This window comes from Nostoc cycadae WK-1, from assembly GCF_002897135.1.
Classification (GTDB): Bacteria; Cyanobacteriota; Cyanobacteriia; order Cyanobacteriales; family Nostocaceae; genus Nostoc_B.
The window spans coordinates 208,314-220,773 of record NZ_DF978424.1 but is presented as its reverse complement, the minus strand read 5'-3'; the positions used below and the strand labels follow the sequence as shown (position 1 = coordinate 220,773).

9 protein-coding genes are annotated in these 12,460 nt (G+C 40.6%); 3 read left to right on the top strand and 6 right to left on the bottom strand.

All coding sequences use genetic code 11. The annotated features are described in order from the left end of the window. Nucleotides 1-148: 148 nt before the first annotated feature. A complete protein-coding gene (locus NCWK1_RS07305) occupies nucleotides 149-2,626 on the bottom strand; it encodes a PAS domain-containing protein (protein WP_103124253.1) in 2,478 nt (825 codons plus the stop codon). A gap of 57 nt (nucleotides 2,627-2,683) precedes the next feature. Beyond that, nucleotides 2,684-5,494, bottom strand: a complete 2,811-nt coding sequence (locus NCWK1_RS07300) for a hybrid sensor histidine kinase/response regulator (protein WP_103124252.1) — start codon at nucleotides 5,492-5,494, stop codon at nucleotides 2,684-2,686. A 442-nt stretch (nucleotides 5,495-5,936) separates the two neighbouring features. Here NCWK1_RS07300 and NCWK1_RS07295 point away from each other — a divergent pair, with 442 nt between their 5' ends. Beyond that, nucleotides 5,937-6,422, top strand: coding sequence for a molybdenum cofactor biosynthesis protein MoaE (locus tag NCWK1_RS07295; protein ID WP_096575935.1), 486 nt, complete (start codon nucleotides 5,937-5,939; stop codon nucleotides 6,420-6,422). Nucleotides 6,423-6,593: 171 nt separating this feature from the next. Here the strand turns inward: NCWK1_RS07295 and NCWK1_RS07290 are convergent, their stop codons facing one another. From NCWK1_RS07290 to NCWK1_RS07275, 4 genes are all read right to left on the bottom strand, one after another. Then, nucleotides 6,594-7,361 carry an isoprenyl transferase gene (locus tag NCWK1_RS07290; RefSeq protein ID WP_281259099.1) on the bottom strand — a complete coding sequence of 256 codons (768 nt, stop codon included), beginning with the start codon at nucleotides 7,359-7,361 and terminating at the stop codon, nucleotides 6,594-6,596. Between the two features lie 34 nt (nucleotides 7,362-7,395). Further along, nucleotides 7,396-8,325: a ferritin-like domain-containing protein gene (locus NCWK1_RS07285; protein WP_103124251.1), complete on the bottom strand. Its 930-nt coding sequence runs from the start codon at nucleotides 8,323-8,325 to the stop codon at nucleotides 7,396-7,398. Between the two features lie 292 nt (nucleotides 8,326-8,617). Next, nucleotides 8,618-9,595 (bottom strand): PrsW family intramembrane metalloprotease, encoded by a 978-nt coding sequence (locus tag NCWK1_RS07280; RefSeq protein ID WP_103124250.1) that lies wholly within the window; start codon nucleotides 9,593-9,595, stop codon nucleotides 8,618-8,620. Further along, a complete protein-coding gene (locus NCWK1_RS07275; protein WP_103124249.1) occupies nucleotides 9,588-10,508 on the bottom strand; it encodes a class I SAM-dependent methyltransferase in 921 nt (306 codons plus the stop codon). Before NCWK1_RS07275 ends, NCWK1_RS07280 begins: the two co-directional genes overlap by 8 nt. 236 nt (nucleotides 10,509-10,744) lie before the next feature. Between NCWK1_RS07275 and NCWK1_RS07270 the strand changes: the two genes are divergently transcribed. Both NCWK1_RS07270 and NCWK1_RS07265 read left to right on the top strand, forming a co-directional pair. Further along, nucleotides 10,745-11,500 carry a MotA/TolQ/ExbB proton channel family protein gene (locus NCWK1_RS07270; protein ID WP_103124248.1) on the top strand — a complete coding sequence of 252 codons (756 nt, stop codon included), beginning with the start codon at nucleotides 10,745-10,747 and terminating at the stop codon, nucleotides 11,498-11,500. A gap of 146 nt (nucleotides 11,501-11,646) precedes the next feature. Next, nucleotides 11,647-12,303 (top strand): ExbD/TolR family protein, encoded by a 657-nt coding sequence (locus NCWK1_RS07265; RefSeq protein WP_103124247.1) that lies wholly within the window; start codon nucleotides 11,647-11,649, stop codon nucleotides 12,301-12,303. The last annotated feature ends 157 nt before the right edge of the window (nucleotides 12,304-12,460 follow it).

The following is a 12,460-nucleotide window of genomic DNA, read 5'->3' as shown; positions in this document are numbered from 1 at the left end:
TTTTGAATTTAGCTGGGGATATACGGCAGAATTCAGCAGTAAAATAGCTTTTATGTCTAGCTTTCAAGAGTTTAATTTTGTGGCTTTTTTTGTCATTTGCTGGTAATTAAAGGTTGTATTTGTCCAATAAACCTTATTTTGAGTAGTTTTAGTAATCCCTCTCTAGGAATAAAAATTCTGTAGGGGAATTCATCGGCAAAGTTACAAAAAATTTTGTCCCTTGTCCTGGTTTACTTTCAGCAGTGATTTTGCCAAAATGCCGTTCGACAATTTTGCGGCAGATAGTTAAACCAATGCCTGTACCTTCGTATTCTCGACGACCATGTAACCTTTGAAAAATCTGAAAGATGCGATCGCTATATTTTTGTTCAAATCCAATCCCATTATCTTCAATGATAATTTGACAAAGTTCCCAGCCCACAACTTGATCTGATTGATTGTGGAAATATTGACTATAGATTTTAACAATGGGTGGCATTTGTGGACGATGAAATTTTAAGGCGTTGCCAATCAGATTTTGCATTAATTGGCGCATTTGTAGAGGATCAGCAGGAATTGTGGGTAAATCTCTAACTTCTATGGTCGCGCCTGTTTGCTGGATTAACACTTCTAAATCAGACAAGACCTCTTGGGTAATTTGCGCTAAATTCACAGATATAGAAGGTTGCGCTCTGGTTGTCACCCGTGAGAGTGTTAATAAATCTTCGATTAAAGTCTGCATTCTCAAAACGGCATTCTGCATTCGCTCTAGATAATCGGATGCAGGTGCGGGTAAAGCGTCGCCAAAGATACTAATCAGCCGTTCACTAAAGGTTTTAATTTTCCGTAGTGGTTCTTGTAAATCGTGAGAGGCGATAAAGGCAAATTGTTGCAGTTCTTCGTTAGAACGGATCAGTTCTTGGCGTTGACGAGTTTCTGTTTCTAAAATTTGGCTTTGGGCTAATGCAATACCGATTTGATCTGCGAGTTGTTGTAAAAGTTCAATTTCCCAGTTATTCCACTGACGGGGATGGACGCACTGATGGGCTACCAGCAAGCCCCAGATCTGATTTTGCAGAAAAATTGGCACAGAAAGCTTGGCTTTGACACCCCATTGTTGCAGTAATTGGAGATAAGTTATTGAGATGTTAGCTTGCTCTTGGTCGACGTTACTAATCTTAATCGTTCCCTGAGCATATTTTGCCAGACACATTGGGTCAAAAGTTCTGTGGTTAATTATTTCCAGGTCTGCTGCTGTTGCTAAACCAGAAACTACAGCTTCCTTCAGGATGATAACTTTACCATTTGAGCGCAGTTGTAAAATTAACACGCGGTCTGTATGGAGTAATTTTTGTACCTCCGTGACGCTGGTTTGCAAAATTTCGTCAATTTGTAGAGACTGACGAATTTTTAAGGTGATATCAGCAAATAATTGCGATCGCAAGTTTTGCCATTGTAGTTGCGCCTGTACCCGCTTGCGTTCTGTGATGTCCATCATTGCACCAATCATCCGTACAGGGCTGCCTGTCTGGTCATAGATGATATAAGCTCGATCTAAAATGTCGGCATAAGAATTGTCATAACAACGAAAGCGGTATTCATTCGACCAGAATTGTTGACCGCGATTCATCGCATCCCACATATCAGTCTCGATTCTTTTTTGATCTTCTGGATGTATGCGTTCGTACCACCAGCTTAAATCAGCATTCAATTGAGACAATGAATAACCAAACAGTGTTTGTACACCTTGATTCCACCAAACTTGATTAGTGAGCAAATCCCAGTCCCAGATCACATCGTTAGTTGCATGGCTAATAATTTGAAATCGCTCTTCACTTTGCCGCAGTTCGGCTTCTGCCTGTTTACGCTTAGTAATATCTATCACTATCCCAGACATTCGCACTGCTGCCCCAGCCGCATTCCGAAAAACTACACCTTTGCTAACTAACCAGCGAATACTCAGGTCAGGTAAAACAATGCGAAATTCCACATCATACTCTGTGTCTGTTTGCACAGCTTGCATGATCGAGATATTGACAAAATGGCGGTCTTGGGGGTGAATACAGTTCAAAAAAGTTTCATACTGATCATCAAAACTACCCGGCTTTAAGCCAAATAGCATTTCTTTGTTATCTGACCAAGTAACTTGATTGGTGCTGATATCCCAGTCCCAAGTACCCATACGGGCGGCTTCTAGGGCAATTCTAATTTGGGCTTCTCGAAGTTGCGCCTGTTGGTTTTGCTGCCGTAATTGCTTGATGGCGCGAGATGCTGCCAAAAGATGGCGGATTCTGTGGGATAGTACTACCCATTGAATTGGTTTAGTAATGTAGTCGGTTGCACCTACAGCAAAAGCTCGTTCTACAGCGGCTGGCTCATAAGCTGCTGTAATCATTAATATCGGTGTGTCTTGAATATCAGGGAATGTTTGCAATTGAGCGCAACAAGTAAATCCATCCATGATTGGCATAATGGCATCTAATAGAACCATATCTGGATGTAAATCTGTGTAGGTACTAATAGCTTCGGAACCATTACTAGCTTCTACGACTCGATATCCTGCATGTTCCATAAGTTGACGCAAGTGAATTCGCGTTATATCGTCGTCATCGACAATCAGAATCAGTGCCGAATTTTGATTAGTCATGGTGATTAGTCATTGGTCATCAATTTTTTGATCTCCCCTATGGTGTTTACTGATTTATCACTGTGAATGCAAAATTTTATGCAGAAATGCCAGTAATTCTGGGGTACTGTAGGGTTTAGGTAAAAAGACGATTTGACCAGTCGGAACTTGCTCACTGGTAGCTAGTCCACTGACGGCTATGATAGGAATTTGAGGATTAATTGTTGTTAATTGGTGAATGGTTGTGGCTCCATCCATGTTAGGCATCATCATATCGATAATTGCCGCACTAATTTTATTTTGATGCTGAGTATAAACTGCGATCGCTTCCATACCGTCACTCGCGCAAATTGTTTGGTAGTTATGGTTGGCTAAGGCGGAGGCGGTAATTGACTGAATTGCGGTCTCGTCATCCACAACTAAAATCAATTCTCCTTGACCTTTGGATATTTCTGCTTCTGCCCATATCTCAGTTACATCTTCTGTATGCACTGCTGGTAAGTAAACTTTAAAGGTTGTGCCTTGACCCATACAACTGGACACAGTAATAAAACCACCATGTCCTTTAATAATACCCATGACTGTTGATAAACCCAGCCCTGTACCTTTACCAAATTCTTTTGTGGTAAAAAATGGTTCAAATATTCTATCTAATAAAGTACTATTAATGCCAATTCCACTATCACTCACTGTTAAGACAATGTATGCACCAACTTGAGCATCAAGATGTATTTGTACATAATCTGCATCAAGCCAAATATTTTCGGCGGAAATACTCAAATTTCCGCCTGTGGGCATAGCATCACGGGCATTAACACATAAGTTCAGCAAAACTTGATGTAGCTGGGTGCTATCACCACAAACTGTTGATAAATCTGGTTGAATTTCTGCAATAAATTCTATGGATTTGGGAAATGTTTGTTGAATAATTTGCTGGATATCCATGATCAAATGCTTAACTTGAATTATGGTGCGATCGCCTTCGGTTCCTCGCACAAAAGAAAGCACTTGTTTAACTAAATTTGCCCCACGTTTGACATTAGTTTCAATAATTGATAATATCTGCGGCTGATTTTGCTCTGTGTTTTTATTTTTTAATAGCTGTACAGCCATTAAAATTGGCGATAAAACATTATTTAAATCGTGAGCAATACCACTGGCGAGAGTACCAATACTCTCCATTCGTTGGGTACGTAAAAATTGATTTTCTAATTGTTTGCGCTGGGTAATGTCAGTGTCTACGACTAAAATTGATTTTGCTTGATTATGTTCATCGCGTACCAATGTCCAGCGACTTTCAACAATTAATTGTTTTCCAGAACGGTTATTTTTTTGCAGTTCTCCTTGCCAATGCCCATGTTCTAAAACTAGATTACGAATTTCTGAATATTGTGGTAAACAGTTGTGATTTAATAATTGATTGGCATTTTTACCCAATGCTTCTGTTGTTGTCCACCCGTAAAGATTGGTAGCACTTTGATTCCAAAGTAAAATTTTATCTGATAAATCTCGTAAAATAATGGCATCTGTTGCCACATCTAATAATGCGGCTTGTTCCCGAAATTTTTGTTCTGTTTGTTTCTGAACTGTGATATCTTCAAAAATATATAAACGGACGCAATATTGATTATTTTGCTGGCAAATTTGTGTAGATAATCGCCGAATAGTTCGCCCATCAGTCAAGGCTATTTCATCTTCAGTAACACAACAGTTATCTGTTTGTTGCAATACTTGGCAAGAATTCATGAATCGCGGCAGATCAACAATTGATTTGCAGACTTCGGCAAGAATATCTTGGTGTAACAATTGTTGATGTTCCATCAGTTCTTTGAGGTGGACAATGCCCCAAATTTCACAGAAGCGATCGTTAAAATATAAGATGTTATCGGTATATTTATCGACAACATAAAATGCCAGTGGCGAGACACTATTCATGGAGTGTAACAGTGTTTCTTTCCAGCGTAATTGTGTTTCTGCTTGCTGGCGATCGCTAATGTCCTCTACTATATATGCAAATTGCGATCGCCCAGAGGAACTGCCGACAATTACAGAGATAGTGGCTGACAAACATTTTCTTCCTTGCGGAGTATCGTAAACATCTTCAAACCTCACAGGTAATTGGGTTTGTTCCGCTTGGTCAAAGTAATGTCGCCACCGTTGCAAATAAGAATGTGCTACGCCAATTTTCTGTTCGCAGCGATTTTGCATTATCTTGGGGGTAAGTCCAAAAAACTGCGCTGCACTCAAATTATCAGAAACATGAAAGATATTATTTTCGCCTAATTCCACAACACCCATCATCATCGGCGCACTATCAAAGAAACTGTGCAGGGTAGATTGACTTTCTTGCAGTGCTACTTGTGCTTGCTGGTACTCAGTTTTTATCTGAGAAAGTTCCCCCAAATTGCGGCGAATATCTAATTGTCTAACTATCAAGCGACTAATAGCTTGTAGTGATTCTACCTGTTTGGGACTAATTTCTCGTGGTACGTTATCTATTACACACAAAGTCCCAATGACTTCTCCTCTTGGCGCAAATAAAGGCACACCAGCGTAAAATCTCACATAAGGTGGGGATGTGACAACTACTTCTTGAGCAAAATCTTCATCTAATAGAGTGTCAGGAATCACTACAATATCTTTTTTCTCTAGACAAAAGCGACAAAAGCCAATACCGACAGGTATTTGCTGAATATCTAACCCTACTTTCGCTTTGAACCACTGACGGTTAACATCAATAAAATTAATTAAGGCTATTGGTGTGTCACAAATCTGTGCTGCTAATGATACCAAATCATCAAATGCTTGTTCTGGGGGAGTATCTAGAATTTGATACTGCTGTAAAGCTTCTAACCTTGCTACTTCGTAGTTACATATTAAAGTTTCCATCAAATTTTACCCAAATTATTTATATAATTGCCGCTGGCATCATGATTCAATAGGTGAAAAAAGTTTCATTATGACCTTGGTGTCAAAAGATATTAATCAAGAAGAAAAATTGTCAAAGTATTGATGTTAAATTTTGTCGTGAATGCTCTCAAGTCCAAACAGAACTATAAGCAAAACTAAACAACAGACCAAGCATGTCTTATCATTTTAATTATAGTAATACTCCTTAAGGAGGATGACAAAATAAATTTGATTTTAAATTAAATTTACATCAATTATCTTGAATTTCAGTCAATGTTTTGAGGTTGTTTTGATAAATAAGAGCTACCAGATTGTTATGTCCCAAAATTTATCAATATAGGGAAGAGGTAGCATTTTGCTCCAGAGCAATATACTTAAGTAGTAGCTATGCTTACTTGTACGAATTATTATTAACTTCGCTATGACCAATACATTTACTGCACCAGTCAAGCCGAGAATCGAAGATAGTTTTGCGATTACCTTTGCTCCATTATCTTTAGAGGAAATTTATGCTAAAGCTGATGCGTCGGCTAATGGTGCTGTGGTGGTGATGAGTGGTATGGTACGCAATAATACTGATGGACAACCTGTGGTTGCTTTAGAATATCAAGCCTACGAACCAATGGCTATGCAGGTGTTTTATCAAATTGCTGCTGAGATTCGCACGTTTTGGCCTGAGATTAATCGAGTTGTAATTCATCACCGCATTGGACGGTTACAAGTTGGAGAAATCAGCGTTTTAGTTGCTATTGGTTGTCCCCATCGGGGTGAGGCGTTTGAAGCGTGTCGCTATGCTATTGATACTCTGAAACACAACGCACCAATATGGAAAAAAGAACATTGGCAAAATGGTTCTAGCAGTTGGGTGAGTATTGGTGCTTGTGAACAGCCAGGAGAAAATTGTTAATCTTTTTTAATTTAAAATCAACCGATGAGTGGACTGTTTCAGCTAATTTAGTGCTTTAGTTTTAGATAAAAAACACCGATTAACGAGGATGTAGACGCGTAAGCGGCTTTCCGTAGGGTATGGCGATAATACATATAGGAATAAAGTAAAGGCAGCGATCGCACTTGTGTGTTAGGCGGAAAAAACAGCCTTCACTTTACCGAAACGGCGATCGCGCTGTTGGTAACTCAACAACGCCTGATGAAATGCTTCTGTGTCAAAATCAGGCCAAAGAATATCAGCAAAGTACATCTCTGTATATGCCATTTGCCACAACAGAAAATTACTCAACCGCATCTCTCCACTAGTCCGAATCAGTAAATCGGGGGTGGGAGTATCAACTGTATAGAGGTGTTGTTCTATCAAGGTTTCATTAACTGCTGCTGCATTGATTTTGCCTTGTTCCACGAGTTCTGCTACTTGACGACAGGCTCTAGTAATTTCGTTGCGGCTACCGTAATTGACAGCAAGGGTAAAATGAATTGCTTGATTATTGAATGTCTCTGTCATTGAATGAGCTATTTGTTTTTGCAGAGATGGAGGTAAGGCTGATAAATCACCAATAAAGGAAATTTTGATTCCTTCTTGGTGCATTTGCGCTAATTCCCGGCGCAGAAATCTTTCAATTAAGCGCATAAGAAAGTCTACTTCTTCAATGGGACGTTGCCAATTTTCGGTTGAGAAGGCGTAGGCGGTGAGGGCTTTAATTCCCCAATCTTTGCAGTAGCGTAATAGTTGTTTAAGGGTTCTTGCGCCTTGGCGATGTCCGGCTATGCGGGGTAGCCCTCGGTTGGTTGCCCATCTACCGTTACCATCCATAATGACGGCTACGTGTTGAGGGATTTTTTCTGGGTTTAGGTCTAGAGGTAAAGTCATGGTTTTTGATGTTGATGAGGGGATTGATTCAGGGTTCGCGCAAAGGCACGAAAGATGATTATTTAAAGAGGTTTTGTAAATACTCTGGGGTGAGAGTGTTGTGCCATTTCCAGAGGTGGCGCATGGTGTGGGTAAAGGTGTAAAGGAGAGTGGTTTTGTTGGTGAGTGTCCAGGCGTTCCAGTTGAGTGTATTCATCATGCGGCGTAGGGTACGCATCAGGTTGTTACGTTGATAGTTTTGAGAACGGGTTTTGATCAGGGTGTTGGTGATGCGAATGAATCCTGTGTTGGGGTACGCCCAGACTCCAAAGCCCCAAAATTTGGTCATGTGGTTGATTTCATCTTTGGCGAGTTCTTCTAGAACTTCGTGGAGTGCGCCGGTTGTGTGCGCCATCATCCACAGGTAAAGACAGGTTGCACCGTATTCTGTAGCTACTCGATGTAAGCCGTGGCGATATAGGTCTTCTTGGGGATCATCGGTGGGGAGGTAGCCTCTCACGGTGCGGTGTTTGGGGATGATTTTTTCGCCTGTTAGTTGGGTGTAAACCTTCAGTAATGCAGGTGTGTGCTGGCGTTCTTCTTTTTCCCATAAACCAATTTCTTGGAGTTCACCATCTTTATTGACTATTCCACCAACAAACCGCGCCATTTGGGGATGTAATTGTGCTAAATACTGGCGGCTGGTTTGGGTGTAGCCGCGAATGGGTGCTTCTGTATCCATCGCACCTATCAAGATAGATAAAAATACTTCTGGTGCTATACCAATGATTTGATTGCGGTTGATGGCTTGCCAATCAATGGGTTTCCAGGGACGGGGCTGAGGATTGGTAAATTGTGTGGGTAAATCTTGCAAACGATTATCTAATTTTTCGACAGCTACGTAGTGATCTATCAGCGAACGTAGACGGTGTTGTATTTGCCAATAGTTAGGACTGGCATAGCTTTGATCTGCCAAATCTTCTATTGGTGGGCTAGTAGTGTTAACCATATTTTTTATACTTTCTACTCTACGCCCAATAGCCTAAGCGATCGCTCTTTCTTTTGTCAGTCGGTGAAAGTCGGCAATTTTATGTGGTGTAGTAGCCAAAGTCTGCGAAAAAGTCGGATTTTTTTGTTGTGTTAATTTAGGTTACAAATATTCAATTCACAATTTATCTTAAAGTTTGAAATTTTATGGCAAAATTAACCGCAGCATTAGCAAGAATTATGAACTAGTTGCAGCAATATCAACCAGATTTTGCAGCTTCATTTCTACCTAGGCTAACTACAATTGCTATTAATTAAAATCGCCTAGATGATTTGAATAGAAATGAATTGCGTAAATATAGATAAATAAACCACGCTAAAATTGCAAAACAGAAATTTAGTAAAAAGCGACTCAAGATAAATTGCCAAATCTCTGGGTAAAAAAGCTGCGCCCAACTCAAAGGGCTAAGAATTCTACCTAAAAGAAACAGCCCGAAAATAGCATTGCCACCAAGGATAAGAGCAAATATTACTAAACCTGTTTGCCAAGCACGATGCTGGGGTGTGTGACCAGAAATCAAGATTATTGGGTGTTGGTGTTGTACTCTTCGCAGTAATTGTTCTAATCGCCAAAACATCCACAATAAAAAGGGAAATAAACCATAGCTGAGAAAGTTGACGGGTGCGGTATAACGCCACGCAATAGATAAAACATTCACTAGTGCATGACAAATTACAGAGTTGATCAAAGCTGGGAAAATCAACTTTCTGCTGCGATTTAATCGCATACTTGAGTCCAGATAAATGCCTAATGCATAACCCCAAGGTGCAGAAAACATCGCATGAACTAGAGTCCCGATACTCCGGTCAAGAATTGATGCTGTACCGTAGTAAAAGTAAATCCAATTTTCTTCGGCGGTAAAACCTAAAGCCACAGCAATGGTAAACAGTAAAATGCTACTGCTGCGTAGTTGATATCTGCGTTGCAGATAAATTGTGGGGAGAATAACTGCAATTAACTTGCAGCCTTCTTCAATTGGGCCGATTTCTACAAGTTGGCGTAGGGCGGCACCAAAAAGCGATCGCTGGATTTGTTGCCAATTTACAATGGAGTTAAATGCAATTTCCGCCGCCCATTCTAAACCAAGAGCAACACCGCCAGAAATTGCTCCGGCGATAAAAAACAACAACAAGCGTGGTAAAGCCGGAGCAAAAGCAACACGGTAATAGTAATAACCTAGAAATAACAGTGGTGGAATTGCTGCCCACAGCAGTAAGCCTAAATTAGTCACGCACCTGGGCAATTACAGTCCGGTGACGCGGGGTATTGCTGGTAATTGTGGGGCGTTGGAAACCTGCATCAATCAAAGCTTGCTCAATATCCAAAGAGAAGTACTCATCTAGATATGGTTCAGTACTTTTGAGCAGCGTCAAAATGTAGGTTGGCATTTTTTTGTAAATTTCCGATTTGGGATTCATATCCATGATGGCCAAGTGACCGCCGGGACGCAACAGCCGCCGCGCTTCCGCAAAAATTTGTCTGGTTGGTACTTGGGGTAATTCATGGCAGATGAGAAATAGGGAAACTAAATCAAATGACTTATCTGGTAGCCCTGTTGATTCTGCTGCGGCATGAACCCAATTGATATTAGCTTGACGTTGCTGGGCGCGGTAGTTGGCAACAGCCAGGAAATAGGGAGATAAATCTAAGCCTGTAACTTTGGCTTGGGGATAAACTTCCTGCAAAGCAAAGGTGCTTAATCCCACACTACATCCTATATCCAGAATGTCGCGTGGTTCCTGAGATAGAAGGGGTTTGAGAATATTATGATAGCTTTGGCGGAGTTGGCGATCGCCTTGGGCTTCAGCACCAGGCCAAATTTTAGCGTGAACAGCATGGGCAGCAGGCTCTACTTCAAAAGCCGCCAACCAACTTAGATTGCCATTGTCGTAGGCATGAAATGAAGTGACGTAATAATCTGGATAGGCAAGCTGAGGATTTTGCACCTGGGCTAAATCCGTTGACCAATCACGCGCTTGTAGTTTCTCTACTGCTTTTGTCCAAGGTACACCAATTTTTTCAGCGCGTTTAATCATCATTTGCCGGGCTTGGTGCTTGGCTAGGTTGGCTAAAGGCTTAATTGCCAGAATGCCGTTTACCAAGTGAACAGCCAAGTTAGGAGAGTTTTGTACAGCAGCGGTCATAAGTTGATTTGCATTTAACAGCCTTTTTTACTTATGACATAATTCTGGCCAGCCAGTCTAGAAATAAATTAAGTTACGTAACTGAGTTCTGAGTAAATAAATATTTGCACTTTTGCCTTCTGTCTACGCTTCCTTCATGAAATTTGTGTTATCTGAGTTTCTAACTGCACATTAATCTTTAGAATTAAAATGCTTTGGGATAATTGCTCTAGGTACGGAGGGAGGAAAGTTAAGCAGTGGATATTCTAGATCTGTTTCAAAAGGGCGGGCCAGCGATGTGGCCTTTGGCAGTTTTGTCAATACTAGCTTTAAGTGTGATTTTAGAGCGTCTGTGGTTTTGGTTGCGGATTTTAAATCAAGAAAAGGAAACAGTTAATCGCGTGCTAGACGCAGCCCAAGAGAATTGGGATATGGCCGCAGATATTGCCAAACAATCCACAGATCAGCCAATTGGGCGATTTCTCTACGCACCTTTACGCTTATTAAAAGTTGATTTGGAAACTTTTCGTTTAGCACTAGAAGCCTCAGCAGAAGACGAATTAGCTGGGATGCGTCGCGGTGAAAAACTTTTAGAAGCAGTGATTGCACTATCTCCACTGTTGGGGCTGTTGGGTACTGTGTTGGGTTTGATTCACTCTTTGCGCTCAATTCGGATTGGCGATTTAGGCACAGAATCGACAGCTGGGGTAACTACTGGGATTGGTGAATCTCTAATTAGTACTGCTACAGGGTTAATAGTAGCAATTATTAGTTTGGTATTTTATCGGTTATTTCAAAGTTTTTTGGTTAACCAAGTTAAGATTTTTCGCAAGGCGGGGAATGAGATGGAATTACTCTATCGCCAATCTCCACCGGAATTTAGCAAGAGTACAGCGATTGTGCATGAAGCTTCCCGCGAAAGTGTTAATCCACCCCGCAAAAAATCTAAAAATCTATTTCCTCAACCTCCAGAAGAACCAAATGTGAATGATTCATTAGATCCTGAGCAATAAGCAGGAGGCAGGAGGCAGAAGAATTTTAGATTGCTGATTTTAGATTGAAAGATTGTCCTAATCTAAAATCCCAAATTTAAAATCAAAAATTGATTTACTCAGAACTCAGCACTCAACACTTTGCTATAACTAAAATTTGTAAGATCATGAAAGTTAATCTGCATACTCCTGTTGAAGAAGTACAAATTCAAATCATCCCTTTAATTGATGTTGTTTTTTGTATCCTGACATTTTTTTTGTTAGCAGCATTACAATTTACTCGCCAACAAGCTATTAACGTTGATTTACCCAAAGCTGCTACAGGTACACCGGCTAATTTGACCGGACAAAGTAGCACTCAAATTGTCACCATTGATGCTGTTGGTAATACTTACATAGAAAAACAACCCGTAAAACGAGAGGAGTTAGCCCAGAGACTACAGCAATATCTCCAACAAAATCCTAACGGTATTTTGGTGTTAAATGCTTCAAGAACGGCAACTTATAATGATGTCGTCGAGACGTTAGATTTATTGCGACAAGTAGGAGGCGATCGCGTTTCTTTAGGAATTATCCCAGGGCCGACTCAACCTTCAGTTTCTCAACCTAATCTGCCAACAGAACCCTATATTCCCACTAATCCTGGAGTTCCACCTGCACCAGTTCCAGGAATTAATCCACAGGGGAATTTTGACCCCAATATCCCTGTTAACCCTAACCAAATACCGCCCACGGGAGAAGGTGTGATTCCTGGTGTACCTAATGCCCCAGCAACACAATTTCCTGTCGCACCAGGCAATACTAATTCTGCTCCAAAAAGATAAATTTGAACAGAATTTTTCAACTCAAAATGCAGTAATGGGAGATGAGGCAGAAACTACTTCCTTATCTTCACTTTTAAATTTAGGATTGGAAATTGTTACTCCTAACTTCTGACATCTAAACTTCTTACCCAAACCTAAAGATATAAAAAATAAATTC